Raw genomic sequence first — 25384 nt, 5'->3', positions numbered from 1 at the left:
AGACCATCAACCCATGGCGCGCGCGATTACGCCTCCCAGACGCCGACCGCCGTCCGGTCGTCGGCGTACCCCTTCACTCTGAGCTGGGTGTCGGCCAGGAAGGCGCCGAGGCCGGGCGCCTGAGACGGTGCCCAGCGTTCGGCCAGCTCCTCGGCCAGGGCCGGCTCGCCGCGCAGCGGCTCGGCGAGACCGGGGCTGCACAGCAGCAGGGTGTCGCCCGGCCGGGCGACCGACGCGCGGAAGCGGAACGGCTCGGCGGGCGGCGGGACCGGGTCGTCGATGTGCGGGGACGGGGCGGTGGTGATCCCCAGGTCCATGGTCAGCCGTTCGCCGTCCGGCCCGCTCTCGGGCGCGGAACCGAAGCCGGCCACGGCCTCCCCGGCGGGCGCGCCGGTCTGCGGCACGATCGGTTCGAGGTCCTGCCAGCCGCCGTCCCGGAGCCGGAAGAGCCCGCCGCCCCCGACACCGAAGAAGACCCGGGTGCGGCATTCGGGGTCGGCGGACAGGAGGAGGCAGCGCAGACCCGCCGTGTACGCGTGCGGCTCGCGGCCGAGTTCGGCGGCGCGGGCGCGCAGTCTGCCGTAGCCGCGGTCGGTGAGCCGGTGCAGCCCGGATTTGAGATCGCCGCGGCGGCCCGCCCTTATGTCGTCGGAGAGCCGGGCGTGACTGCGTCCTACGGCTTCGCCGATCCAGCGGCAGGCGTCGGCGGCGGCCAGATGGGCGTGCTCGGACGACCGGTCGCCGCCCGCGACGGCGACCAGGACGAGCGCACTGTCCGCGGTGCCGAAGCGCGCGGTGAGCAGCGCGTCGCGCCGGAGCTCTCCCCGGAAGCGGGCGGAGTCACCCCGTACCGAAGCGGCCCGCAGGGTGTACGTGCCGTACCGGGCACCGTCGAGCACGGTGTCGGCGACGAGTCCGCCCAGCTCGCGCGGGTCACTCGCGGGCAGCGCGGTGGGCTCGGCGTCGTACGTGGGCGGCCTCGCGCCCACGTGGACGACCGGGGCATACGGCTCCGGCACCCCGGGCGCGGTGGCGGCCGACTCCCCGGGCGCGGTGGCGGCCGGCACCCCGGGCGCGGTGGCGGCCGACTCCCCGGCGGGGGCGGGGGTGGCCGAGGGGGCGTCCTCGGACCGCTCGACGACGGGGCGTCGGGGCAGGGGCGGCACCGCACCGTCCGGCACACCGGACGGACTGGACACGGCAGGCGTCTGTGCCCCGGCCTCCTGTCCGGCGGGGAGGGCCTGCCCGATGCGCGGATCGGCGGGCGGCAGCGGTGGAGGAGGGGGCTGGGGCAGCAAAGGCGGGGTCGCGAAGGTCCGGGGTCCCGGCGGGCCGGCCGGTGGCTCCCACGGGGCGCGCACGGTCGTGCCGGGCGGCGGAGCCTGCACGGTGTCCGCCATGCGGGTGACGGCGGACGGCGCCACCCTCGGTTCGGGCACCGGGGCGGCGGTCTCGTACGCCCCACCGGTGTCGGGCCCCACCGCGTCCGACGCAGAGTCGAAGCGGTCGTCGAGGCTGTCGGCCGCCTGGCTCGCCCCCGTGTCCGGGGCGGAATCGTCGTACAGCCTGCGCCACCAGTCGTCCTCGTGGGCGGCGGGCCTCTCCCCCTGCTGACTCATGCCCTTATTGTCCACCGCGGAGGCCGTGCGAAAACGGGGCATCCGGAAAAAGTGGCCGAGTCCCGTCCCGGAAAAGGTCCGCCGGGCGGCCCCACCCCCCACGGGAAGGACGCCCGGCGGACCGGTCGGGTGACGCGACGTCAGCGCACGGCGTAGGCGTCGGTCACGGTCTGGAGGACGGAGTTGCCGTTGGCGTCCGTCAGTTCGGTGCGCAGGGTGACCGGCTTGCCGGCGGCGTCCGCGTGGTTCACGGTCGCGGTCCAGCGGCCGCCCTGCTGTGCGGTGGTGGCGGCGGCGGTCCAGGTGGTGCCACCGTCGTACGAGTACGACACCTTGGCCGCGGTGACCTTGCCGGGCGTGTAGCCGGCGTGGCCGGTGACGCCCAGGCCGATCTGCTGACCGTCCTTCGCCGCCAGGGTCTTCATGCCGTCCGAGGGCAGGTCGTAGCCCGGGAAGAGCAGCGGGATGCCCTGCGAGTAGGCGGTCTCGTCACGGTGCGAACGGAACTTCCAGGTGGTCTCGGTCCTGGTGGACCGCTTCCACACCCTCGCGGGCTGACCCGACTTCATCGTCGTCATGGTGAGCTCGTACGCGGCGTCCTCGGCCGGGACGGTGAACACCCCGGACGGCCAGCCGGATGTGCCGAGCACCGTACCGCCGCTGGTGAGGCGCATGCTGCCCATGTCCCCGAAGGAGCCCTGGAGGCCGCCGTGTTCGGTGTCGCTCCAGAAGCCCGGGGCGACGCCGATCAGGTTGTCCTGGCGTTCGGCTGCGAGCAGTTCCCCGCCCTGGTCGTCGCGGGGCGCGGACGGGACGACGACGCCCCGGTACCAGTTCGCCTCGCGCTTCGAACCGGCCTTGTACGTACGGAACTTGTCCACCATGAACTCGCCCCACGGGAAGCTGGACGAGAGCGCCTGCTGCCAGGACCTGTCGCCCGCCGAGTAGTACTCGGTGCGCTTTCCGGGTGCGGGCACGCTGTCGAACGCACCGGCGCCGTACCGGGCGCCGTAGGGGGTGGCGACCAGGAGCGTATCGACGAAGTCGGTCTTGACGCCCATCGATTCGTAGGTGGAGTCGACCGCGCTGAGCGCCCTGTCCTTGACCTTGTAGGTGCGGTCCGAGGTGACGGTGCCCGTCTCGGGGAAGGCCAGGTTGTAGACGAACGGACTGGCCGCGGTGGCCTTCCAGCTCAGCTCCACCGGTCCGGCGGCCAGCGCGGCGGTCAGCGCGGCCGCCTCGTCCGCCTGGATGCCGAGCGAGGGCAGGGGCGCCGTGCCGTATCCGACGGACGGCTTCCACGGACCCGCGGACGGTCGGTGGGCGATGATCGCCACGGCACCGGCGGCCGCCGCGTCGCGTGCCTGGGTGGCCATGGCGCTGCCGTCCGCAACGCGGACCAGGGCGATCCTGCCGGAGACCCCGGCGGCCTTCAGCTCGTCGGGCGTACCGGTCCCGGCGTCGACGAGTACGGCCCGGCCCGTTCCGTCGAGGTTGACGGATCCGGTGGACGCGGCGGTGGGGTGCAGGGTGGCGCCGCCGACGACCGCGAGCTTCTCGATCTGCGGGGCGTACGCGCGCCAGAAGCTGTCGAACGCGAAGTCGCCGTCCCGGGCCCTGCCCTGGATGTCGACCACGTAGTCCTTGACGACGCTGCCGCCGGTGATGGACCCGGAGTGCAGCCAGACGTCGTCCCAGCTGCGGCCGAAGGCCAGCGTCGCGCCACGGGTCTCGGAGACCCGGTCCTCGGTCTTCACCTTGATGCGGTGCGCCTTGCGGGCGTCCAGCACCAGGACGGTGTCCTTGGTGACGTTCAGCTGGGGCCGGGCCAGGTAGCCGACCGACTTGGCGAGCGTTCCGGTGGCGTCGTCGGGGTCGGCCGAGACGATGAAGCTGGAGACGAAGTAGGCGCCGGGCCGCACCTCGTAGACCTGGTCGGCCGAGCCGTCGTTGAAGCGGCGCTCCCCGGTGGCGGTGTCGGTGCCGATGACGTCGACCGAGGACGGGCCGGCCGCGGCCTGTCCGTTGCGGTCGATGAGCTTGACGCGCAGGGTGACGGTCTCGGCCTCCACGTACAGCGAGAACGGGGTGGAGACCTTGACGCCGCCGGCGGCGGTGGCCAGCACCCGGCCGGTGATGTCGCCGTACTGGCTGTCCTGGAGCTTCGCGGTCGGGTCGAGCTTCAGCGGGACCTCGACCGTCGCTCCGGCGGGCACGGTGACGCTCTTCGCGCCGAGCGCGGCGACGGAGGACCGGACGGCCGAGCCGTCGTTGCCCGTGACGCCCTGGAGGGTGAGCGCGAGCTTCACCGGCTTGTCGCCCGTGTTGGTGTACGGGATCTGCACGGCGGTGCGGTCGCTCCTGTCCTGCGGCCAGTTGAAGGTGCCGCCCTGGACCGCGGGTGCGCCGGTGAGCGTGGTGTCGATGGCGGCCTTGACGTCGAGCCGGCCGCCGCCGGTCTCGCGTACGTCCCCGGGGATGTCGCTCTTCGCGGACGACACGAGGGCCGCCTTGATCTGCTGGGCCGTCCAGTCCGGGTGGCGTTCCTTGACGATGGCGGCGGCACCCGCGACGTGCGGGGTGGCCATCGACGTACCGGACATCGACCGGTAGGCGTAGATACCGCGGCCACCTGCCGCGGCGGCGGAGATGTCGACGCCGGGGGCGGCGATCTCGGGCTTGAGGGTGTGCGAGACGATCGCGGGCCCACGGCTGGAGAACTGGGCGGTGGAGTCGTCGCGGTCGACCGCGCCGACGGTCAGCACGCTGGGCGCGCATCCGGGCGAGGAGACGGTGTTGAGCGTCGGCCCCGAGTTGCCGGCCGCGATGACGAACAGGGTGTCCTTGCTCTTGCCCAGTTCCTCGGCGGCCAGGCTCATCGGGTCGGTGCAGTCGGTGGGGGTCTGGCTGCCCAGGCTCATGGACACGACGTCGGCCTTCTGGTCGACGGCCCACTGCATGCCCGCGATGATCCAGGAGGAGTCGCCGGAGCCGCTGTCGTTGAGCACCTTGCCGACGAGGAGGTCGGCGCCGGGGGCGACGCCCTTCTTCTTCCCGCCGCTGGCCGCGCCGCTGCCGCCCACGGTGGACAGGGTGTGGGTACCGTGGCCCTGGCGGTCGTCGGTGGTGTCGGAGTCGGTGAAGTTCTTCGACTCGGTGATCCGGCCCTTGAGGTCCGGGTGTTCGGCGTCCGCGCCGGTGTCCAGGACGGCGACCTTGGTGCCCTTGCCGTCGTAGCCGGCGGCCCAGGCGAGGTCGGCGCCGATCTGCTTCGTGGAGCGGTCGAGGCTGGCCTCGACCTTGCGGTCCAGCCAGAGCTTCTTGAGTCCGGCGGCGGACCGGGACCGGCCGGTGCCGGTGACGTCCGACCAGAATCCGGCGGTCTGCTTCTTGTCGGCCTTGAGCGCCACACCGTCGATGGCCGGGAGCGCGAGGCCGCGCTCGGCGCCGCGCGGGGTGACGGGCGTGCTGCGGGCGGTGTCCTGGGAGTAGGTCGCGATCAGCGGTACGGAGTCCGCGTGCGCGTCGTCGTATCCCTGGCGGATGAGTCCGGTGACGTTGAAGAGTTCCTCGTCGACGGTGCCGTCGGCGAGCGCCTTCACGGCGGTGTCCGGGTAGACGTACAGGTCCTCGCCCGAGCGGCGGGTCTGCACGAGGGGGACGGTGCCGTCCTCGCGGGGCAGCGCGGTGGCCGAGGCGTTCCCCGAACCGTCGGTGCTCACCAGCACCTTGTCGCCGGTGACCAGTGTGACGGTGACCGGCCTGTCCGCCCGGGCGGTGCCGGCCGCACTGCCGGTCAGCGGTCTCTCCGTGCCCACGTCGCCCTGTGGCGCTGCCACGGACGGCGCGATCACCGTGACGGCGAGGACGGCGGCGGTGGCCGCCCCCAGTGCCGTACGCGATATCGGACGCATCGCTCTCCCCAAGTAAAACCGGAACGACAGGCGCAAAAGCCCGCATTCCGGAGGTTGTTGGTGCTGCGGTGGCGCCACATTGGCAGAGCGACGGGCGGTACAGGGATGATGTGCCACGGCGGGTTTACGCCGTGGCCGCTTTCCGCCACGGCCGGCCTGCCGGGCGGTACGAGGTGACAGGGAAGCCAGGCGGTTCGGGGGAGGTCCGGGAATGCTGGGAGCCATAGGTCTCGACGAGACGCAGGAGTCCGCCTATCGCGCGCTGGTGGCGGTGGGAGCCGCGGAGGTCTCCGATCTCGCGCACCGGCTGGCGCTGCCCGAACGGGACACCGAGCGGGCGCTGCGGCGGCTGGAGCAGCACGGGCTGGCCGCGCAGTCGTCGGCCCGTACGGGGCGCTGGGTGGCGGCGCCGCCCGGGGTCGCGCTGGGGGCGCTGCTGACCCAGCAGCGCCACGAGCTGGAACAGGCGGAGCTGGCGGCCGTGCTGCTGGCCGAGGAGTACCGGGTCGACGCCGCCGAGCCCGCCGTGCACGATCTGGTCGAGGTGGTCACCGGGGCGAGCGCCGTGGCCCATCGTTTCCACCAGTTGCAGCTGGGCGCGACCAGTGAGGTGTGCGCCCTGGTCACCGGGAACCCGATCGCGGTCAGCGGCCTCGAGAACGAGTCGGAGGAGCAGGCCGCCACCCGCGGGGTGTCGTTCCGGGTGGTGGTCGAGCGCGAGGTGCTGGGACTGCCGTCGGGGATTCTGGAGCTGTCGGCGGCACTGAGCCGCGACGAACAGTGCCGCGTCGTGGACCGGGTTCCGACGAAGCTGGTCGTGGCGGACGGGGCGATGGCGATGGTGCCGCTGACCCGTCGCGGCGCGGAGCCCGCGGCCCTGGTGGTGCACGAATCGGGGCTGCTGGAGTCGCTGGCAGGGCTGTTCGAGGCGGTGTGGCGCGAAGCGATGCCGCTGCGGCTCGCCGAGAACGGCCGGGTCGGCGAGGACACCACGGGTCCCGATGCGACGGATCTGGAGATCCTGTCGCTGCTGCTGGCCGGTCTGACCGATGCCAGTGTCGCGAAGCAGCTGGACCTGGGGCTGCGGACGGTGCAGCGCCGGGTCAAGGGCCTGATGGAGCTCACCGGGGTGTCGACCCGGCTCCAGCTCGGCTGGCATGCGTACGAGCGGGGCTGGGTCGCTCGCGAAGCGCGCCCCTGACGGGGCCCCCGGCTGTGCCGTCACGTCCCTGAGCTGCGCCTACGGGCCCGGAGCGGGGCGCGACGACGGGCGGGACCGGCCGGACTCCGGCAGGCTGGTCAGATGAGTGTGTGGCAGCTCGTCGCCGTCGGCCTGGTCATGTTGCTCGGCCTGATCGGCGTGCTGGTGCCCGGCGTACCCGGGCAGGCGATCGTCTGGGCCGCCGTCCTGTGGTGGGCACTGACCGACGTGTCGCCGGCCGCCTGGGGGGTCCTGATCGGGGCCACGGCGTTGCTGCTGCTGAACCAGGCGCTGAAACCACTTCTGCCGCCGCGCCGCCCCCGCGAGTCCGGGGCGCCACGGCGGACGCTGCTGCTCGGCGGGATCGGGGCGATCACCGGGTTCTTCGTGGTCCCGGTGGTCGGGGCGATCGCCGGGTACGTGGGCGTGATCTACGGGGCGGAGCGGCTGCGGCTGGGCAGCCGCGGGGCGGGCTGGGCGTCGGTCCGCTCGGTGATGCGGGCGACCGGCTACTCCGTGCTCGTCGAGTTGTTCGCGTGCCTGCTGGTGGCGGGGGCGTGGCTCGGAGCGGTGGTCTGGGGCTGACACCTCTCCACAGCCGTCACGTAGGCGAAGCTCGATCACATGGAGAGAAACACATCGGATCTCTCACACCCTATTGACGCACTGAAAGCTCAAGTCTACGTTCCGTGAGGACATAGCTCGGATGAATTGATGCGCCCGTCTGCGTACGAATCGCCTGGAGACTCCTTGCCCACAGCACCGGACCACGCCTCCTCCGCCCTCCCCGATTCCTCTCCCACCGCCTCCCGGCCCGTCCCTTCCCGCAGAAGCGTCCTCGCCACCGGCACCGCGCTGGGCGGAGCCCTCCTGGTGGGCGGAGCCACCGTCCCCGCCCAGGCCGCGGTCCCGTCGGCCGCCGTCGCGGTGCACTCCCCCGCGGACAGCTGGAACACCGTCCTCGACGACGCCGACCTGCGCTGGCAGCGGATGCCGAAGTCCTGGTACGAGGGCCCGTACCTGGGCAACGGCCGGCTCGGCTCCGGTATCTACGCGGAGCCCGGCGCCGAGGACACGGCGATCCGCTTCAACGTCCAGCACTCCGAGGTCCAGGACCACCGGCCCGAGTTCGGTTCGCTCTTCGGCCTGGCGCGGCTCCCGATCGGCCACTTCACCCTGGAACCGGCCGGCACCATCACCGCCGTCGACTGGCGGATGCGGCTGCGCACCGCCGAGCTGCAGGGCACCGTCACCACCACGGCCGGCACCCTCACGCTCCGCGCCTTCGTGCAGTCGACCGGTGACGTACTGGCCGTCGAGGTGACCCCGAGCGCGGGCGAGAAGGACTTCCGCTGGGTCTTCCACCCGGCCGAGGCGATCAGTCCCCGGGCCGCCTTCAGGCCGCTGCCCGACGGCTACACGGGCAACCCCCCGGCCGTCGTCGAGGAGCACGGCCCGGCGACCGCGGCCGTGCAGTCACTGCTCGCGGGCGGTGCACACGTCACCGCCTGGCGTGAGCGGGCACGCGGCGCCGCCCGCACCCTGTACGTGACGGTCGCGCACTCCCACCCGGGGAACACCGCCCGCGACCGCGCCCTGCGCACGGTCACGGCCGCCTCCGCCCTTCCGTACACGCTGCTGGCCGCCCCGCACCGCCTCTGGTGGGACCGCTTCTACCGCAAGAGCTTCCTGTCGCTGCCCGATGCCCGGCTCCAGCGCTTCTACTGGATCCAGCTCTACAAGACGGCGTCGGCGGCGCGCAGGGACGCCCCCGTGATGGCCACCTCGGGCCCCTGGCTGGAGCCCACACCGTGGCCCAACACCTGGTGGAACCTCAACGTCCAGCTGGAGTACTGGCTGATCCACGGCTCCAACCACCTGGAGCTCGACGCCGTCACCCGGGCCCTGAGCGAGTTCCGCGAGCAGCTCTCCCGCGAGGTCGCCGCCCCCTACCGGGCCGACTCCGCCGGCATCCCCCGCACCACCGACCCGCAGCTCGTCAACGGCGCCGCCGTCGCCGACGGCGGCTACGGCGTCGGCATCCCCGGCCAGGACCCGCCCACCCCCGAGGTCGGCAACCTGACCTGGGCCCTGCACAACGTCTGGCTCTCCTACCGCCACACGATGGACCGGTCCGTCCTGCGCGACACCCTCTTCCCGCTGCTGCGCAAGGCCGTCAACTACTACCTGCACTTCCTCACCCCCGGCGCGGACGGAAAACTGCACCTCCCGGCGACGTTCTCGCCCGAGTACGGCGTCAACGCCCCCGACTGCAACTACGACCTGATGCTGCTGCGCTGGGGCTGTCGCACCCTGCTCGACTCCGCCACGGAACTGGGCGTCCACGATCCGCTGGCCGCCCGCTGGCAGGAGGTGCTCGCCAGGCTCGCCCCGTACCCCGTCGACGGGAACGGCTACATGATCGGCGCCGGGGTGCCGTTCGCGAAGTCCCACCGCCACTACTCGCACATGCTGGCCGTCTACCCGCTGTACGAGGTCACCGGCGCGACGGACGCCGAACGCGCCCTGATCGAGACGTCACTCGCCCACTGGGTGGGCTTCGAGGGCGCGCTGCAGGGCTACACGTTCACCGGCGCCGCCTCCATGTCGGCGCTGCTCGGCAAGGGTGAGGACGCGCTGGCCTACCTGGGTCAGCTGATGAGCCGGTTCATCCAGGCCAACACCATGTACAAGGAGTCGGGCCCCGTCATCGAGACCCCGCTGTCGGCCGCCCAGTCGCTCCACGACATGGTCTGCCAGTCCTGGGGCGACACCATCAGGGTCTTCCCCGCGCTGCCCGCCGCCTGGCAGGACCTGACCGTGCACGACTTCCGCACCCAGGGCGCCTTCCTGCTCAGCGCCGTGCGCGAGGGCGGCCGGACGCGCTGGGTCCGGCTGACGAGTGAGGCGGGCGCTCCCTGCGTCGTACGGCACGGCATCGAGGGCGCCATCGAGGTCCGGGACCGGCACGGACGCCCCCTGGCCCACGAGGAACAGGACGGCGGTGCGGTGCGCATCCGGCTCGGCAGGGGCGAGTCGGCGCTGATCACCGCTGCCGGCGACCGGCCGGACCTGACCGTCCGCCCGGTCGCGGCGAACCAACCCGCACCGAGCTGGGGCCTGCCGGCCTGATCCCGTTACGCGGGCACCCGGTCCAGGGCCTCCGCACGGCGTACGCCGTAGGAGCGCCACGGCCGCCAACGGTCCGAGCCGGGTGTCCCGTACGGGTCCACATCGGGGTCGCCCAGGCTGCGCATCCGGATCAGCTTCGCGGTGGCCGGGGCGATGCCGGGCAGCCGCAGCAGCGCCTGCTCGGCCTCGTCCCGGTCGGCGCCCGCGTCGAGCCGCACCTCACCGTCGGCGAGTGCGACGGTGAGCGCCCGCAGCGCGGGGTCCGACACCGCGCCGGCCAGGACGCCCGGTTCGGGAAACACATGGGTGAGCCCGCTGCAGGGCACGTCCAGGACCTTCCCGTACGTCTCGACCAGTTCCCCGGCCGCCGCCGGGCCCAGCAGCGCCCGCACGGCGAACTCCTCGGGATCCGCCGTACCGGGCGAGCGCACCCCCGGGCGCGCGGCCACCCCAGCCGCGAGCCGCGGATCGGCGCCCAGCAGCTCGTCCACGGCGTACGGATCGGCGTCCAGGTCGAAGAGGCGGCGCAGCCGCTGCACCGCGGTCGTCAGATCGCGCAGGTCCGTGAGGTGGATGCGGGCCTCCAGCCAGTTGCCGGCCGACCGCTCGTCCACGGCGGCGATGCCCGTGCCGTGCGGCAGACGCAGGGTCCGCCGGTAGGTCCGGGCACCGGTCCCCCCGCTGACCTCCTCGATCCGGGCGACCGTCTCCGCGGCGAGCAGATCGAAGACCTCGCGGGCCGCGTACGCCCCCCGGTGGGCGAGCCGGAGCGGGATGCCCGTGGTGCGCCCCTCCCTGACCGCGGCACCGAGCCCCGTCCCCGCCTCGCTGCGCAGCTCGCTCGGGGTGCGGGCGTAGATCTGCCGGACGGTGTCGTTGAACTGGCGCACGCTGGCGAACCCGGCCGCGAAGGCGATCTCGGTGACGGGCAGCGCGGTGGTCTGGAGCAGGACGCGTGCGGTGTGCGCGCGCTGGGCGCGGGCCAGGGCGACGGGCCCGGCTCCCAGCTCGGCGTTGAGCTGCCGCTGGATCTGCCGCGAGCTGTAGCCGAGCCGGTGCGCGAGACCGGGGACGCCCTCCCGGTCCACCACACCGTCGCCGATCATCCGCATGGCGCGGCCGACCACGTCCGCCCGGACGTTCCAGTCCGCGGAGCCGGGCACGGCGTCCGGGCGGCAGCGCCGGCACGCCCGGAAGCCGTTGCCCTGGGCGGCGGCCGCCGTCGGGTAGAAGCGGACGTTCTTACGCTTGGGGGTGACGGCGGGGCAGCTCGGCCGGCAGTAGATGCCGGTCGTCTCGACGGCGAAGAAGAACTCCCCGTCGAAACGCGCGTCGCGGCTGCTCACCGCCTCGTAGCTGGTCTCTTCGTCCATCACACCGTCCAGTGTGCGTCATCACGCCCCCCTGCACTCGCGGTTTTCGGACGTCGACCAGGTCCGGCCGTTCTCACCCGGGTCGTTCTCGCCCGGACCGGGCGAACCCCGTCCGGGCGAGGGGCCCGGGGCGCTCCGGCTACCGCACCCGGCCGCGCTTCGCCTCCATGGCGGCCCGGCCCTCGGCCCCCTTGCGCTTCCAGTCGCGCAGGATCTCCGAGCGGACCCGTGCGTCGGTCTTGGCGACGATGCGCTGGTTCTCGCGCAGCAGCTTGCGATAGCTGTCGAAGCGCCGTTCGGGCAGCGATCCGTCCTCGATCGCCGCGAGTACCGCGCAGCCGGGTTCGGCCTCGTGGGCGCAGTCGTGGAACCGGCACTGCCCGGCCAGTTCCTCGATCTCCGAGAAGACCTGGCCGACGCCGGCCTCCGCGTCCCACAGACCGACGCCGCGCAGTCCCGGGGTGTCGATGAGGACGCCGCCGGTGGGCAGCACCAGGAGGTTGCGGGTCGTGGTGGTGTGCCGGCCCTTTCCGTCGACCTCACGGGCGGCCCGCACCTCCATCGCGTCGTAGCCGAGGAGGGTGTTGGCCAGGGTGGACTTGCCCGCACCGGATGCGCCGAGGAGCACGCTCGTACCGCCGGAGACGAGGGCGGCGAACACGTCGACGCCCTCACCGGTGGCGGAACTGACGGGCAGCACCTGCACACCGGGCGCGAGCCGCTCGATGTCCTGGACGAGATGGGAGAGCGTGACGGCGTCCGGGACCAGGTCGGCCTTGGTCAGGACGACCACGGTCTCGGCGGTTCCGCCACCGTCCCCGGACCCGTCGCGCAGCAGTGCGTCACCGGCGGTGCTGGACATGGCCAGGGCGAGGAAGCGCTCCACCCGCCCCAGGTCGAGCTCGACGGCGAGCGAGACGCAGATGGCGATGTGGTCGACGTTGGTGGCGAGCACCTGTCCCTCGGAGCGCTGGGACGAGGTGGAGCGGACGAAGGCGGTGCGCCGCGGCAGCAGCGTACGGACGAACTGCGGGTCGCCGTCGGGGTCGACGGCGGCCCAGTCGCCCGTGCAGACGATCCGCATCGGGTCGCGGGGGACGACGAACGCGGTGTCCGCACGGACCGTGCCGTGCGCGGTGACGACGTCGCACTGCCCACGGTCGACCCGGACCACGCGTCCCGGCAGGAGCCCCTGCGCGGCGTACGGGGCGAACTCGGCCGCCCAGCCGTCGTCCCAGCCATAGGCGGACAGGGGGTGCGACGACAAGGAGCCCTGGAGAGTGGAGAAGGAAGAAGGAGAAGACGGGAAAGACAAGGGAAACCCTTCACAGGGTGGCCCCGGCAGTGCGCACTGCGGCGCGGAGGTTCTTGAAGTGGGTCAGCCGGCGGCCACGGGGGTGGGAACGATGCTCTTCGGCTTGTGGGCAGCGCCCACCGCAGCGACAGTCATCAATGTCCTCACCTCCGGTTTCACACACGGCTCGGGACAGGCGGTCTCTCTCCGCCGTCCGTAACGCTGCACACGATAGCCCGCGGCGACCGGGCGGCGTCAACCGATTAAACAGGGGTCTCCTTCCCGGCCGGAGCGGAGGCTGCTCGGGTGCCGCGGCCGGAATATCACAGGCCGTCCCTCGATCGAGTGATACGCGGGGAGATCAACCGGTCGCGGACGGTTAGGGTGCCGGACATGACCTCCCCCCAGACAGCCACCGGCTCGTTCACCCAGGCCCAGTTGGGCACGCTCTCCCTGATCGGCTGGAGCGGCGAGCACCCCCACGGCGGACACGACGTCGCCTTCCTGCTCGCCTATTCGCTGGGCGACGGCTCGGAAGGACCGGCCGTCGGCGAGGCCGCCATGCGGATCGCCCTGGGCCGCTGCGGACTCCCGGCCGGCGGCGCCCCGGTACGCGCCGACGAGACGCCGGGTCTCCCGGTGAAGCTCCTCGTCCAGGCCGGCCAGGCGGTCCTGACGCTGCCTCACTTCAAGGCCCAGTACCCCGTACCGCCCCAGTGGCTGGCCGCCGCCACCGAACAGGGCGAGGTGCACGCGATGTTCGCCACCCGCCCCTGGCCGCAGGGAGCGCCGGGACTCCCGGTGGGCGAGCAGGAGCTGCGCCTCTTCGCGGGCGACCCGGACGTCATCGGGAGCTCCGCGCACTGCGTCCTTCCCGTACGCAGCCTGGGCTGAGCCCCGCAACGCACGCTGCCCACCGCCCCCGTGGACACTGGCGAGGAGTCGGTGTTCCATCACTGCGCAATTCAGGCTGGAACCGCGGACTACCCAGCCGTTGTCTCAGGTCAGGTCTTGAGGGTCACGGGCAGCCCGGTTACCGTTCGGGGACCAGTCAGCGCACCTTCAGGAAGTCGACATGCCTCGCCGGACACCGGGCGAGATCAGGTCTCAGCTGCCACTTCGAGACACAAGACACGCCAGACGGACCGTGATACCGGGCCTGTCCGCATCGACGAACCGACAGATTTTCCAGTTCGAACGCGAACGCGGCTTGTCCAGAAGTGACGTCGCGCTCGCATTCCGACGCTGGACTCTGCGAGCCAGCCGCCCTCGTGACGCTGAAGAGTGGCACTACGGATATTCAGACGTGCCAACCGGGCATATCCGGACACTGCTGGAAGTGGCGGCATGGAACCTGCGAGCGCGGGCGCGACGAGAACTGCGAGCCGCACTGGCCCCTGTCGACACACGCGTCCTCAACCGGACGGTGAACGACCCCTTGGCCCCAGAGCACCTGCACTGGTGGCTCCGCCGTATCGAAGTCTGAGGCAGTCAGGACGCGTCCGGCCCCGCCGGGACTCTCTATTCGGTGGCCTGCCTGGACGGCACGCTCCTGCCGATCGACCGGATCGCCGCTGACACACCGTACGACTCGCGGAAACATAAACGGCATGGCATGAACGTCCAGGTTCTGACGGATCCGTTCGAACGGCTGGTGTGGGCATCGCCCGCGCTGCCGGGAGCGACCCACGACCTGACCGCAGCCCGCACCCACGGGATCATCGAAGCGCTGGCCGACGCGGGTCTGAAGTGCTGGGCGGACAGTGATGATGGCTGATGGCGTCACCGACAGATCTGTCCCTTGGGCTGACTGACCGGAACCTCGTGTCCTTGCCTTGATCCGTCGTTCTGCCGGTGGCGCCATCCCACGTGGCCGGCCAAAGGCATCGTGACTTCATAGGGGCTTGTGCGAGAAGACCCGTCACTGTCGTGTCCGTCTGCCTAAGGACTGTCCCACAATTCCTGGCGGGCGCACGACGACAGCTACGGCACCTCGCCGCGTTGTCGAAACGCCCGAATACATCCAGTATGCGGGCGCCCCTCCGCCTTGCGATGCACCGCATCTGACGCCGCGCGCTGATCCACCAGGAATTGCGGGACAGCCCTTAGCCCGGCGCGTTTTGCCCTGTCAGCACGACGAGAAGGCCACACCTTGAGCATGATCGACCAGCAGCCCGAGAACGAAGTCTTCGCCGGGGTCGACACCCACACCGACACTCACCACGCCGCCGTCGTGGACCCCCTCGGACGCCCCATCGCCGACCGAGAGTTCCCCACAACCACCCAGGGATACCGCTCCCTGCTGACGTGGCTCATGCCGTTCGGCTACGTACAAGCGGTGGGTGTGGAGTGCACCGGCTCGTACGGAGCCGGACTGACTACCGTGCTGAGCGCGGCCGACCTGGTGGTGGTAGAGGTCAACGTCCCCGACCGGGGTACCCGCCACGCCCGCGGCAAATCAGACCCGATCGACGCCTATTCCGCCGCTCGCGCAGCCGCCTCAGGACGAGCCACGGCCACCCCCAAGTCCCACACCGGTGTGGTGGAAGCCCTTCGTCAACTCCTGCGCAGTCTTCGAGGATCAGCGGATCGTTGCTGTAGCAGCGTCGGCAGATTGGCCTCTCTTCGCGCCGGGTGACGATCTGCCCGTCCCGGCCGCAGCGGGCGCAGGGGCGAAGTTCCGTGCGGGCAACGCACCAGTCGCGGCAGCGGTCTTCCGGGGTGGCCGGTTGAGGCGGCGGCCGGTGCGGCGGCAGCGTGCACAGGCCAACTGGGTGACTGCGTCGCCGTGCCCAATGGCTTCGAGGTGTTCGAGGAGCCGGACGATCTGGCGCGGACTGCGCGACGAGGGCTCGGTGAGCGCATTCGGGTACGCGGTGAAGAAGTCGTTCAGGGCCCGCGCCGGACCGGGACTCCATGCCCTGGCCTGCTCCAGGGCCGCCTGGGCATCCTCCGCGGTTAATGCAGGCCCTACCGCCCGCTGAAGGCAGGCGATCAGGCTGGCGCGAACCTAGGCGACCTCCCGCTGTCGACGCATTTGTCCTGCCTCACGACTGCCCCGGGCGGCGGATCACTGTGCGGCGGGGTGCGATCAGCAGCGGGCCGGACCTGTCGGCCGGCCGTATTGCCGGCCTGATGCGAGGGCGGGCGCCGTTCTGTCGGTCCGTGGCGGCAGGATGCTTCCAGCACCAATGGGACACAGCAGATGGGGGCGGTCATGCCAGCGACGGCGCTGGACAGGCTGAGAGATCGGCTTGGCAAGCCGGAGTGGTGGGGCCAGGCGCGGCCGGAGTTGTGGCAAGCGTCGGAGGCCTACCTGGGCCTGGCCCTGCCGACCGATTACAAGGCGTTCCTGGACCTCTTCGGGCCCGGCGCTGTAGACGGATACGTGTGGTTGGACCGGCCGATGGTCGGCAGCCACGAGGAGGCTGAGCGGCTCTGGCACCAGGGGCGGCAGGGAATGAATGACCCCGAACTGTACCCATGGCCGTTCCATCCCGAGGAGGGCGGTCTGATCAACTGGGGGCACGACGAACAGGGCAACACGTACTACTTCCTCGCCGTGGAACCGGACCCGGACGACTGGCGCATCATCGTCTGGAGCGAGATCGGAGAGTGGTTCGAGACCGCCGGCACCTTCACCGAGTTTCTGCTGCGGTGCTTCGAGCGGGTGGACCGCCCACCGTTCATCGCCCGCGACTGGCCCGGGAAGAACGCCCGGTATCACCGGAGTACGGCGGGCGACCGGCCCAGCGGAGCAAAGGCCGCGCTGACGAGCGGCGCCAGAGAGCCCACCGGCGGCGCCTGCGCCACCCCGGGCAGGCCCCCAGAACCGAGCACGTTCACTCGTACCTGACTGGGCACATTCATGTGCACGCCGGCAAAGTAAGCGTTCGAGGTGCGCTGACGTGCAGGAACCGGCGATCCGGGGTCGCGGCGGTGTGCTGCCCGAAGGCGCTCGATCTCCTCTCGCAGGTCCGTCTGGGCATAGAGCCAGGACCGGGACACTCCGGCCCGCTTCGCGACGGTCTCGAGGGTCACTGGTTCGCCCGCCAGGTCGAGGGTGCGGAGGGCCTGGACGGGCTTGGCGCGGGTGTACTCGCTGCGGCGACGGGCGGCGTCGACGATGTGCTGGCTGTTGTCAGCTCGCATCGGCAGTCGCCTCCGGCCGTCCGAGGTCGTCTTCCAAGCTGGTACACCTGCTGCGGGACTTCGCCGAACCGCTCCAGGCAGGCGTCGATCCAGCCGTAGCGGGAATCGAGCAGGTACTCCAGAAACAGCTCGATTGCAGAGACCGGGCCGCCTGCTGTCGGGCCCAGCCCTCCTTCATCGCCCCGAAGACGGCAAGGGCCGGGTCGAGGTGTACAACGTCGCGCGCGAGGACGAGGCGCGCCGATCCGGGGGCCTGAGTGGTCACAAGCCCTGTTGCATCAGACGGTGGGCAGCTGTGTATTCAGTGCCTCACCCACAACACCGCGGGCGGCCCGGTACCTCCGGGCCGCCCGCGGTGTGTGTCCGGACTCAGCCGTTGCCGACGCCGTTCCCGGAGAGGACCGGGATGCCGTTCACCAGGTGCGAGAGGGCCTCGTCGCCCTTGGCCTGGGTGGAGTTGTCGGCGCACTGCTGGTTCTGCGGCGAGTGCAGGACGTTGATGTCCTGGACCGCCACGGGCAGCAGGATGCCCACGAGCGAGCCCGCGTTGGCCTTGATCGGCGCTCCGACGCAGAGCTTGTTCAGCGAGCCCTGGACGAGCTGGACCTGCGGGCTGCCGTCGCCCCGGGTCACGCTGTTGCCGAACGAGTCCACGGCACCGTTGCCGTTGACCGACGTGGTGCCCTCTTCGTTGCCGATCGCCATGGCCGAGGGGGCCACCGCGGCCGAGAGGCCGACCAGGGACACGGCCACTGCCGCGCCGGCCATCATCTTCTTCATCACGCTTCACCTTTCGGAGCGTCCCGTTCTGGAACGTACTGATCAACCTCTTACGGAGGCTTCGGTTCCGCAGTTCCACTCAAATGGGTTCGATCCGGCGTAAGTTCGACGTTTCGAAGTCAACCCCGCGATCCCTCGCCGGAGACACGCGCTCCGGGAACGAGGCCGCCCGCGCCGGGCGCCAGGGCCTCCGCGCCACCCGGCGGAGCCGCGTCACGCCGGGTGGCGGCCTGCCACTCCGCGAGGAGACGGTCGTAGATCGGTGTGCCGTCCTGCGGGTACCGGTGCGGGTCCCGCCTTCGTTGACTGTCGCGCTGATCCATGAATGTCCCCTACCCGGTACGACGGAAGCCCTCCACCGCCCCTACGGCAGCCGGCCCAACGGACTCGTTCTTTCGAGGGAGCCTGCGGCCGCGTCACGGAACACGACGTGGGGCCGACACGTCCGGGCGGCCGGAAATCCAGCTGCCACGAGGACGGGTCGGCCCCACGCGTGATGCGGGTACTGCGGGCTTCCCGGGACCGCTCAGTCGTTGGCGACGCCGTTGCCGGACAGGATCGGGATGCCGGACAGGATGTGCGACAGGGCCTCGTCACCCTTGGCCTGGGTGGAGTTCTCGGTGCACTGCTGGTTCTGCGGGGAGGACAGGACGTTGACGTCCTGGACCGAGATCGGGATGGCACCGAGCAGCGAGCCGACGTTGGCCTTGGCGGGCAGCGCGATGCAGGGCTTGTTGAGCGAGCCCTGGATGAGCGCGAACTGCGGGCTCCAGTCGCCGTGGGTGGCGGAGTTGCCGTAGGACTGCACGGCGCCGTTGCCGTTGACCGACGTGGTGCCCTCTTCGTTGCCGATCGCCATGGCCTGCGGCGCGATCGCGGCGGAGACGCCGACGATCGAAGCGGCGACGGCTGCCGAGGCCATAATCTTCTTGATCATGAAATAGCCCTTCTGGGATTTGCTGTTGCCCGCCTGTCCGGAGCGATCTGATCAACTCGCGTCGGCGGGAATGGTTGTGGCACTTCACTCGAACGGTGATTGCACATCCGCACGCTTACGGAATGCGCGGCACCGGAGAAACGCGAATGCCGAGGGGAGAGACGGGAACCGCCGTCGTGGGGGCGGATCAGCCGCCGATCGGGAGGCCGCCCATGAGCGGAGCAGCGCTCTTCGCCGCACCGGTGGCCTGGCCGGCGACCTTGGTGACGGTGCCGTCCTTCTGCAGCGCGTCGGCGGCGCCGCCGACGGTGTCGACCACCGGGTCGACGGCCTGCGGGGCCGCGGCCACCACCTGGTTGACACCGCCGTCGAGGCTGAAGCTGGGGGCCGTGGCGTTGGTAACGGCGAAGGCGGGAGCAGCCGTTCCGAGAGCAACCACGGAACCGGCAACGAACGCAGCTGTCTTCGCGTACTTCACTTTCGGGTTCCCTTCTGCAGCGGCATCCGTTTCGGTCGCGTCCCCGCGCCGCACCAGCCTTCTTTAGCTGTGACGTCTGCCGCTTTCTCCCTGGGTAACGATCGGATTGCGGCGGGGCAACTGGGCCGTTCACCTTTTCTCGGAACGGTTTCGGTGTTCCGCCGCGTCAGGGCGGGCCGCAAACTCCCGGTACCGGACGCAGAAAAGAGGAAAGCCCCGGATCGCAGGAAGTGCGATCCGGGGCAGACCGGTACCGAACGGATTCGGCGAGCGCGAAATCAGAAGTTGGCGCAGAAGTTGCCGAAGGCCGGGTTCAGCAGACCGATGACGTTCACGGTGTTGCCGCAGACGTTCACCGGAATGTGAATCGGAGCCTGGACGAGGTTGCCGGACAGCACGCCCGGGGAGTGCACAGCCGCACCCTCGGCGCCGGAGTCGGCGAAAGCCGGGGCAGCGGCACCCATCGCCATGAGGGTTCCGGCGGCGACGGCGGCAATCTTGGTGTACTTCACTTTCAATCCTTTCCTCGACGGAGTCCGGAGCGGTCACGACTTTCGTGCCGCACGAGCGCGGTCCTGATCACTCGTAACTCCGCCGCTGTAATCCGTAACGATTTCGGACGGTAAGCGAAACTCTCCATCGGGGAGTTTTCTCGGAATCCGCCCGAATGACGCAGTTTCCGGTGACATTCGGTCACCGCACTGTCATCCGGGTTTCTCCGGGCGACCTCGGGAAGGACAGCAGCAGGCCCGGGCCGCCGGACGGTGAACGCCGAAGGCCCGGGCCTACTGACAGCCGGATCAGCTGTTGCCGGCGCCGTTCCCGGAGAGGACCGGGATGCCGGAGAGGATGTGCGACAGCGGCTCGTCACCCTTGGCCTGGGTGGAGTTCTCGGTGCACTGCTGGTTCTGCGGGGAGGACAGGACGTTGACGTCCTGGACCGCGATCGGGATGAGACCGATCAGCGAACCGACGTTGGCCTTGGCCGGCAGGCCGATGCAGGGCTTGTTCAGCGAGCCCTGGACCAGGCCGAACTGCGGGCTGCCGTCGCCGTGCGTCTCGGCGTTGCCGAACGACTGCGAAGCGCCGTTGCCGTTGACGGAGGTCGTGCCGCCGGCGTCGCCGATGGCCATCGCCTGCGTCGCGCCGAGACCGAGGATGGAGGCGGCAACAGCACCCGTAGCCAGGACCTTCTTGATCACGATGAACCCTTCTCGTACTGGACGCCCCGAACCGGAGCACACTGACCAACTGCCTTCCTGGCGTTTGGTTATCTCCATTCACTCGAATGCCGGGCCCGCACGGACGTCCGTGCGAAAGAGGCCGGTCCGTGCGTAATGGAGGTGTCATGCGAACGTGTATACGTAATCCGTCCGGGTGATCACAGGATTCTCACTGGATTCACGTTTCCCTCTCGATTTTGCGTCGTTATGGGTGTCGTCAAGCTCGCCCGCCGGGAGGCACACCCAGCAGGTTCTGGCAGGCCCGACGGTTGCTGCACCGCCTGATGAACGAATTGCGGGTCGATACCGCCCGCGCGAAATGTCCTAGGAAAGGGCAACCCATGCGAAAAACCTTGAGTAAAAGTGTGCTCGTCATGGCGGCGGCGTCAGGCATTCTGACCGCCTCCGGCGGCTACGCCTTCGCCGACGCCTCTGCCGACGGCGCCGCGATCGGTTCGCCCGGCGTGGGTTCCGGCAACGCCGTCCAGGTGCCCGTGCACATCCCGGTCAACCTGTGCGGCAACACGGTCAACGTGATCGGCGCACTGAACCCGGCGTTCGGTAACGAATGCGAGAACGAGAGCGGCGGCGCCGAAGCCGGCGACGCCCAGGGCGCGGACGCCGACGGTGTCGCCGCCAACTCCCCCGGCGTGCTGTCGGGCAACCTGATCCAGGCCCCGGTCGACGTCCCGGTCAACGTCTGCGGCAACACGGTCGACGTGGTGGGTCTGCTGAACCCCGCCTTCGGCAACGAGTGCGAGAACGAGTCGGGTGGGGTCGACACCCCGAAGCCTCCGCACCACCACAAGCCGCCGACGCACCACAAGCCCCCGACGCACCACAAGCCGCCGACGGGCCACCACGACCACGACTGCCCGTGCGGCCACGAGCACAACCCGCCGAAGCCGCCGAAGCCGCCGAAGCCGCACAAGCCGCCGACGCACCACCACGACCACAACTGCCCCCCGAGCCACCACCACAACCCGCCCACGCACAACCCCCCGCACCACAACCCGCCCACGCACAACCCCCCGCACCACAACCCGCCCACGCACAACCCGCCCACGCACAACCCGCCGACCCACAACCCGCCGACGCACACCTGGCACCCGCACAACCCGCCGACCCACACCTGGCACCACACGCCGCACAAGCACCACAAGCCGCCGCAGATGGCGCACACCGGTGCCAACGACAACCTGGGCATCGCGGGTGGCGCCAGCGCCGCGCTGGTGCTCGGTGGCGGCCTGCTGATGCGTCGCAGCCGCGCCGCACAGAAGTGACCTGACTCCACGCGCGAGAAGGTCCGGCCGGACAGCGTGAAGCTGTCCGGCCGGACCTTCTCGCGTCCGCGTGCCGTTCCCGCGGTCGTCAGACCCGGGAGAGTCCCGCGCGGTCGAGGCACTCGGCGATCGTCGCCGTCTCCGCGGCGTCGAGCCGGCGCATCGGCGGGCTCATCACGTTGGTCGCGATGATCCCGCGCAGCATCAGCGCGGTCTTGAACGCGCCGAGTCCGGCCGCCGTGGCCGACGCGGTGCCGGGACGGGCGGCGCGGATGATGTCGAAGAGCGCGACGAGGCGGTCCTGTTCGGCTTTGGCCGCCGCCCAGTCACCGCGGACCGCGGCGTCGTGGAGGCGTACGTACCCGCGCGGATCGACGTTGCCGAGTCCCGGAACGGATCCGTCGGCGCCGCCGAGCATCATCGCGTCGACGACCAGTTCATGACCGGTGAGGACGGAGAAGCCCGGCAGTTCGCGGGCGCCGATGACGAGCCGGCGGAACGAGCCGTCGTCGCCGCTGGAGTCCTTCACCCCGGCCAGCACCCCGTCGGCCGCCAGCGGCAGCAGCAGCTCCGGGTCCAGCTTGCTGTGTACGCAGACCGGCACGTCGTACGCCAGGAGCGGCAGGTCGACGGCGGCGGCGATGTCCCGGAAGTGCCGGTCGATCTCCAGGTCGTGGGTGCGGGTGTAGAAGGGCGCGGTGACCACGACCGCGTCCGCGCCGAGCGCGGCGGCGCGCCGCGCACGTTCGATCGCGCGGTTGGTCGTGGTCTCGATGGCGCCGACGAGGACCGGCACCCGGCCGGCCGCCGCCGCGGTGATGACCTCGATGACCTCGTCCTGCTGTCCGGGGGTCAGATAGGCGGTCTCGCCGGAGCTGCCGAGGGCGAAGAGCCCGCTGACACCGCCGTCGAGGAGATGCCCCACGACCCGCTCCAGGGAGGGGCGGTCGAGCTCGCCGTCCGCGGTGAGCGGGGTGACGACGGGCGGGATCACTCCCGAATAGCGGGGGGTTCGGGCGGTCATGCGGTGCTCCTTGCGGACGGTACGGGGTTCGGGTCCCCGGAGGGGGACGCGGGGGTCTGGGGGTGGACGCAGTGCCAGCGGTGTTCGCCGGGCCCGAAGGTCTCGGCCGGGAAGACCGTGGAGCACGCGTCGTCGGCCTTCCAGCAGCGGGTGCTGAAGGGACAGCCGGGCGGCGGGTTGGTGGCGGAGGGCACCGGGCCGGTGAGCACGATGCGTTCCGTCGTCTCCAGCAGGCTGGGCGTCGCGGAGAGCAGGGCCTCGGTGTACGGGTGGCTGGGGCTCCCCGCCACGTCGGCCGCCCGGCCCTCCTCGACGATGCGTCCGAGGTAGAGGACGGCGATGCGGTCGGCGAGGTAGCGCACGGTCTGGATGTCGTGCGAGATGAACACCATGCCGAGGCCGAGGCGTTCACGCAGGTCGACCAGGAGGTTGAGGACCTGGGCACGGACGGAGACGTCGAGTGCGGAGGTCGGCTCGTCGGCGACGATCAGTTCCGGTTCGAGCGCCAGGGCGCGGGCGATGGCGACGCGTTGGCGCTGGCCGCCGGAGAGCTGCCCGGGCAGTGCGGCCAGGGTGTGTCCGGGCAGGCCGACCAGGTCGAGGAGCTCCTCGACGCGGGCCTCGCGCTCCTCGCGGGTGCCGCGGCGGTGCACGTCGAGCGGGTCGCGCAGGATCTGGCGGACGGTGAGCCGGGGGTTGAGCGCGGTGGACGGGTCCTGGAAGACGACGCCGACGGCGGAGCCGAAGTCGCCCCGGCGCTCGGCGCCCGACATCGCCCACAGGTCGCGCCCGTGGAAGAGGACCTCGCCCTCGGTGGGCTTCTGCAGTCCGGTCAGTACCCGGGCGAGCGTGGACTTGCCGCAGCCCGACTCGCCGACCAGGCCGACGATCTCGCCGCGCTTGACCTCCAGGGTCGCGTCGGTCAGCGCGTGGACGGCGTCGTGGCTGAAGAGGCCTCCGCTGCGTGCCTTGTAACGTACGTGAACGCCGTTGAGCCTGATCACAGGGCGCTCCCTTCCAGCTTCTTCGCGGCGGCATCGGCCGGGTGGTGGCAGGCGAAGCCGTGGTCCTTCGTGGCACCGCGCCCGGTGAGGGCGGGGGCGGTGGTGCGGCAGAGGCCGGTCGCCGCGCCGCAGCGGCCGGCGAAGCGGCAGCCCGCGCCGAAGCCCTGCGGTGCGGGGACGACGCCGCGGATCTGGTGGAGCCGCTCGGCGCCTGCCTCCAGGGAGACGACGGAGCCGAGGAGTCCGCGGCTGTAGTGGTGGGCGGGGTCGGTGAGGACCGAGCGGGTGTCGCCGACCTCCGCGAGCCGTCCCGCGTACATGACGGCGACCCGGTGGGAGAGGTCGCCGACCAGGGCGAGGTCGTGCGAGACCAGCACCATGGCGAAGCCGAGCTCGTCGCGGAGCCTGATGAGGAGTTCGACGACCTGCGCCTGGACGGTGACGTCGAGGGCGGTGGTCGGCTCGTCCGCGATCAGGAGGCGGGGGCTGCGGGACAGGGCCATGGCGATGAGGACGCGCTGGCGCTGGCCGCCGGAGAGCTCGTGCGGGTAGCTGCGCAGGGTGCGCTCGGGCGAGAGGCCGACCAGTTCGAGGAGTTCGGCCGGGGTCTTCGTACCGCCGCGCGAGGTGAGCTGCCTCAGCTGGGTGCCGACGAGAACGGAGGGGTTGAGGGAGGAGAGCGCGTCCTGGTAGACCATCGCGATCTCGGGGCCCATCAGGGCGCGGCGTTCCCTGGGCGGGAGCTTCAGCAGGTCCCGGCCGCGGTAGAGGATCTCGCCGCTGACCTCGGCGTTGCGGGCGAGAAGCCCCATGACGGCGAGGCTGGTGATGGACTTGCCGCAGCCGGACTCGCCGACCAGGCCGAGGGTTTCGCCCTCGTGGACGGTGAAGTTCAGCTGGTCGACGACGGGGATGTCGCCGTAGCGGTCGGGGAAGCGGATCGCCAGGTCGCGCACGACGAGGAGTTCGTCGGCGTCCGCGCGGACCGGGGTGATGGTGGGCTCGGTGGCGTTGATGTGCTGCGCGAGCTTGGTGAGGGCGGCGTCGATGTCGACGGTGGCGGCGGCCTCGACCGGGTCGGGTGCGGTGGTGGCCGTGGGGTCGACGGCCGCGCGGGCGCTCTTGGGCGCGGCGGAGGCGTCGGTGAGGCCTTCGGAGAGGATGTTGAGCGCGAGGACCGTGATCAGGAGGGCCAGGCCGGGGAAGAACGTGGCCCACCAGCCGCCGGCCAGGAGGATCTGCCGGCCGTAGGCGAGGACGCTGCCCCAGCTGGGGTCGGGGTCCTGCACACCGGCGCCGATGAAGGAGAGGCTGGCCTCGAAGATGATGGCTTCGGCGACCATGACCGTCGCGAAGACCATGACCGGGGCCATGCAGTTGACCGCGACGTGCTTGAGCACGATGTAGCCGCGCCGGGCCCCGATGACCTTCTCGGCGGCGACGTAGTCCTCGCCGTACTGGGACAGGACGTTGGCGCGGACCACGCGGGCCAGCGATGGGGTGTAGACGAAGGCGATCGTGAAGATGATCACCGGGATGCTGGTGCCGAACACCGCGACGAGGACGGCCGCGAGCGCGATCGGCGGGAACGACATGACGACGTCGAGGGTGCGCATGACGGACTCGTCGCCGAGCCTGCGCGAGGTGGCGGCGAGCGAGCCGAGCAGGGCTCCGGCGGCCAGGGCGCAGGCGGTCGAGCCGAGGCCGATGATCAGCGAGTAGCGCGAGCCGTGCAGGACGCGGGCGAACACGTCGCGGCCCGCCCGGTCGGTGCCGAACCAGTGGTCGCCGCTCGGGGCCTGGACGGGGGTGCCCGTGGTCAGGGGGTCCTGGGTGAGCAGGGGGGCGAGTCCGGCGCCGAGGACGACGACGATCAGGACGCCGAGGGCGACGCGGGAGGTTACCGGGAGGGCGCGGAAGGCGACGCCCGGTCGGGAGAGCTTCTTGGCCAGACGGCCCGTGGCGAACAT

Annotated in this window: 20 protein-coding genes and 2 pseudogenes; 8 read left to right on the top strand and 14 right to left on the bottom strand. The window is 71.1% G+C overall.

Annotated elements, in window-relative coordinates:
• Positions 1-26: 26 nt before the first annotated feature.
• Together ACGFZA_RS08415 and ACGFZA_RS08410 are read right to left on the bottom strand one after the other, a co-directional pair.
• The gene (locus tag ACGFZA_RS08415; RefSeq protein WP_393678241.1) at positions 27-1619 is read right to left on the bottom strand and encodes a protein phosphatase 2C domain-containing protein; all 1593 of its coding nucleotides are present in this window, start codon (positions 1617-1619) and stop codon (positions 27-29) included.
• 140 nt (positions 1620-1759) lie between these two features.
• The gene (locus tag ACGFZA_RS08410; protein WP_393678239.1) at positions 1760-5533 is read right to left on the bottom strand and encodes a S8 family serine peptidase; all 3774 of its coding nucleotides are present in this window, start codon (positions 5531-5533) and stop codon (positions 1760-1762) included.
• Between the two features lie 211 nt (positions 5534-5744).
• Here ACGFZA_RS08410 and ACGFZA_RS08405 point away from each other — a divergent pair, with 211 nt between their 5' ends.
• From ACGFZA_RS08405 to ACGFZA_RS08395, 3 genes are all read left to right on the top strand, one after another.
• Positions 5745-6734 carry a helix-turn-helix domain-containing protein gene (locus ACGFZA_RS08405; RefSeq protein WP_393678236.1) on the top strand — a complete coding sequence of 330 codons (990 nt, stop codon included), beginning with the start codon at positions 5745-5747 and terminating at the stop codon, positions 6732-6734.
• Positions 6735-6836: 102 nt separating this feature from the next.
• Positions 6837-7319 carry a DUF456 domain-containing protein gene (locus tag ACGFZA_RS08400; RefSeq protein ID WP_385273353.1) on the top strand — a complete coding sequence of 161 codons (483 nt, stop codon included), beginning with the start codon at positions 6837-6839 and terminating at the stop codon, positions 7317-7319.
• A 165-nt stretch (positions 7320-7484) separates the two neighbouring features.
• Positions 7485-9866, top strand: coding sequence for a glycoside hydrolase family 95-like protein (locus tag ACGFZA_RS08395; RefSeq protein WP_393678233.1), 2382 nt, complete (start codon positions 7485-7487; stop codon positions 9864-9866).
• Between the two features lie 5 nt (positions 9867-9871).
• Here ACGFZA_RS08395 and ACGFZA_RS08390 read toward each other — a convergent pair whose 3' ends face one another.
• Positions 9872-11239 carry a DNA-3-methyladenine glycosylase 2 family protein gene (locus tag ACGFZA_RS08390; RefSeq protein ID WP_393678883.1) on the bottom strand — a complete coding sequence of 456 codons (1368 nt, stop codon included), beginning with the start codon at positions 11237-11239 and terminating at the stop codon, positions 9872-9874.
• A gap of 139 nt (positions 11240-11378) precedes the next feature.
• Positions 11379-12554, bottom strand: coding sequence for a ribosome small subunit-dependent GTPase A (rsgA, locus tag ACGFZA_RS08385; RefSeq protein ID WP_393678231.1), 1176 nt, complete (start codon positions 12552-12554; stop codon positions 11379-11381).
• Between the two features lie 372 nt (positions 12555-12926).
• On the opposite strand from rsgA, the gene ACGFZA_RS08380 reads away from it, so the two are divergent.
• The 4 genes and pseudogenes from ACGFZA_RS08380 to ACGFZA_RS08365 all read left to right on the top strand — a co-directional run bounded on the left by ACGFZA_RS08380 (position 12927) and on the right by ACGFZA_RS08365 (position 16389).
• On the top strand, positions 12927-13427 hold the full coding sequence (locus ACGFZA_RS08380) for a DUF5949 family protein (RefSeq protein WP_385273359.1): 501 nt from the start codon (positions 12927-12929) through the stop codon (positions 13425-13427).
• A gap of 637 nt (positions 13428-14064) precedes the next feature.
• Positions 14065-14295: pseudogene (locus tag ACGFZA_RS08375) on the top strand (transposase family protein); the annotation flags it as partial.
• 396 nt (positions 14296-14691) lie between these two features.
• The gene (locus tag ACGFZA_RS08370) at positions 14692-15171 is read left to right on the top strand and encodes a transposase (protein ID WP_393678882.1); all 480 of its coding nucleotides are present in this window, start codon (positions 14692-14694) and stop codon (positions 15169-15171) included.
• Positions 15172-15750: 579 nt separating this feature from the next.
• Entirely contained in the window at positions 15751-16389 is a 639-nt protein-coding gene (locus tag ACGFZA_RS08365) for an SMI1/KNR4 family protein (protein WP_393678228.1), read from the top strand.
• 101 nt (positions 16390-16490) lie between these two features.
• On the opposite strand, the pseudogene ACGFZA_RS08360 reads toward ACGFZA_RS08365, so the two are convergent.
• The 7 genes and pseudogenes from ACGFZA_RS08360 to ACGFZA_RS08330 all read right to left on the bottom strand — a co-directional run.
• Positions 16491-16685, bottom strand: a pseudogene (locus ACGFZA_RS08360) (DUF6262 family protein); the annotation flags it as partial.
• Positions 16686-17054: 369 nt separating this feature from the next.
• Complete coding sequence (locus ACGFZA_RS08355) at positions 17055-17465, bottom strand: rodlin (RefSeq protein WP_385273362.1); 411 nt, start codon at positions 17463-17465, stop codon at positions 17055-17057.
• Positions 17466-17584: 119 nt separating this feature from the next.
• Entirely contained in the window at positions 17585-17788 is a 204-nt protein-coding gene (locus tag ACGFZA_RS08350; RefSeq protein WP_385273365.1) for a hypothetical protein, read from the bottom strand.
• A 203-nt stretch (positions 17789-17991) separates the two neighbouring features.
• The gene (locus tag ACGFZA_RS08345; RefSeq protein WP_393678225.1) at positions 17992-18402 is read right to left on the bottom strand and encodes a rodlin; all 411 of its coding nucleotides are present in this window, start codon (positions 18400-18402) and stop codon (positions 17992-17994) included.
• Positions 18403-18589: 187 nt separating this feature from the next.
• On the bottom strand, positions 18590-18880 hold the full coding sequence (locus tag ACGFZA_RS08340; RefSeq protein ID WP_385273371.1) for a hypothetical protein: 291 nt from the start codon (positions 18878-18880) through the stop codon (positions 18590-18592).
• A 278-nt stretch (positions 18881-19158) separates the two neighbouring features.
• Positions 19159-19392, bottom strand: a complete 234-nt coding sequence (locus ACGFZA_RS08335) for a chaplin (protein WP_393678222.1) — start codon at positions 19390-19392, stop codon at positions 19159-19161.
• Positions 19393-19680: 288 nt separating this feature from the next.
• Positions 19681-20082: a rodlin gene (locus ACGFZA_RS08330; protein WP_148016803.1), complete on the bottom strand. Its 402-nt coding sequence runs from the start codon at positions 20080-20082 to the stop codon at positions 19681-19683.
• A gap of 386 nt (positions 20083-20468) precedes the next feature.
• On the opposite strand from ACGFZA_RS08330, the gene ACGFZA_RS08325 reads away from it, so the two are divergent.
• On the top strand, positions 20469-21386 hold the full coding sequence (locus tag ACGFZA_RS08325; protein WP_393678881.1) for a chaplin family protein: 918 nt from the start codon (positions 20469-20471) through the stop codon (positions 21384-21386).
• Between the two features lie 88 nt (positions 21387-21474).
• Here the strand turns inward: ACGFZA_RS08325 and ACGFZA_RS08320 are convergent, their stop codons facing one another.
• Genes ACGFZA_RS08320 through ACGFZA_RS08310 form a run of 3 tightly spaced genes read right to left on the bottom strand, consistent with a single transcriptional unit; the run spans position 21475 to position 25384 of the window.
• On the bottom strand, positions 21475-22410 hold the full coding sequence (locus ACGFZA_RS08320; RefSeq protein ID WP_393678219.1) for a dihydrodipicolinate synthase family protein: 936 nt from the start codon (positions 22408-22410) through the stop codon (positions 21475-21477).
• Positions 22407-23414, bottom strand: coding sequence for an oligopeptide/dipeptide ABC transporter ATP-binding protein (locus ACGFZA_RS08315; protein ID WP_393678216.1), 1008 nt, complete (start codon positions 23412-23414; stop codon positions 22407-22409). The genes ACGFZA_RS08320 and ACGFZA_RS08315 overlap by 4 nt, the downstream gene beginning before the upstream one ends.
• Positions 23411-25384, bottom strand: coding sequence for a dipeptide/oligopeptide/nickel ABC transporter permease/ATP-binding protein (locus ACGFZA_RS08310; protein WP_393678214.1), 1974 nt, complete (start codon positions 25382-25384; stop codon positions 23411-23413). The genes ACGFZA_RS08315 and ACGFZA_RS08310 overlap by 4 nt, the downstream gene beginning before the upstream one ends.

Source organism: Streptomyces sp. NPDC048211, from assembly GCF_043202315.1.
In the GTDB taxonomy this organism is placed as follows: domain Bacteria; phylum Actinomycetota; class Actinomycetes; order Streptomycetales; family Streptomycetaceae; genus Streptomyces.
This window is presented reverse-complemented; position numbering and strand designations above follow the sequence as displayed.

Excerpts from the sequence above, each read along its gene's own strand:
- ACGFZA_RS08390 (WP_393678883.1), bottom strand. The coding sequence starts at position 11,239 with ATGGACGAAGAGACCAGCTACGAGGCGGTGAGCAGCCGCGACGCGCGT.
- ACGFZA_RS08405 (WP_393678236.1), top strand. The coding sequence starts at position 5,745 with ATGCTGGGAGCCATAGGTCTCGACGAGACGCAGGAGTCCGCCTATCGC.
- ACGFZA_RS08350 (WP_385273365.1), bottom strand. The coding sequence starts at position 17,788 with ATGGATCAGCGCGACAGTCAACGAAGGCGGGACCCGCACCGGTACCCG.
- ACGFZA_RS08355 (WP_385273362.1), bottom strand. The coding sequence starts at position 17,465 with ATGAAGAAGATGATGGCCGGCGCGGCAGTGGCCGTGTCCCTGGTCGGC.
- ACGFZA_RS08410 (WP_393678239.1), bottom strand. The coding sequence starts at position 5,533 with ATGCGTCCGATATCGCGTACGGCACTGGGGGCGGCCACCGCCGCCGTC.
- ACGFZA_RS08365 (WP_393678228.1), top strand. The coding sequence starts at position 15,751 with ATGCCAGCGACGGCGCTGGACAGGCTGAGAGATCGGCTTGGCAAGCCG.
- ACGFZA_RS08400 (WP_385273353.1), top strand. The coding sequence starts at position 6,837 with ATGAGTGTGTGGCAGCTCGTCGCCGTCGGCCTGGTCATGTTGCTCGGC.
- ACGFZA_RS08370 (WP_393678882.1), top strand. The coding sequence starts at position 14,692 with ATGATCGACCAGCAGCCCGAGAACGAAGTCTTCGCCGGGGTCGACACC.
- ACGFZA_RS08345 (WP_393678225.1), bottom strand. The coding sequence starts at position 18,402 with ATGATCAAGAAGATTATGGCCTCGGCAGCCGTCGCCGCTTCGATCGTC.
- ACGFZA_RS08380 (WP_385273359.1), top strand. The coding sequence starts at position 12,927 with ATGACCTCCCCCCAGACAGCCACCGGCTCGTTCACCCAGGCCCAGTTG.
- ACGFZA_RS08415 (WP_393678241.1), bottom strand. The coding sequence starts at position 1,619 with ATGAGTCAGCAGGGGGAGAGGCCCGCCGCCCACGAGGACGACTGGTGG.
- ACGFZA_RS08320 (WP_393678219.1), bottom strand. The coding sequence starts at position 22,410 with ATGACCGCCCGAACCCCCCGCTATTCGGGAGTGATCCCGCCCGTCGTC.
- ACGFZA_RS08310 (WP_393678214.1), bottom strand. The coding sequence starts at position 25,384 with ATGTTCGCCACGGGCCGTCTGGCCAAGAAGCTCTCCCGACCGGGCGTC.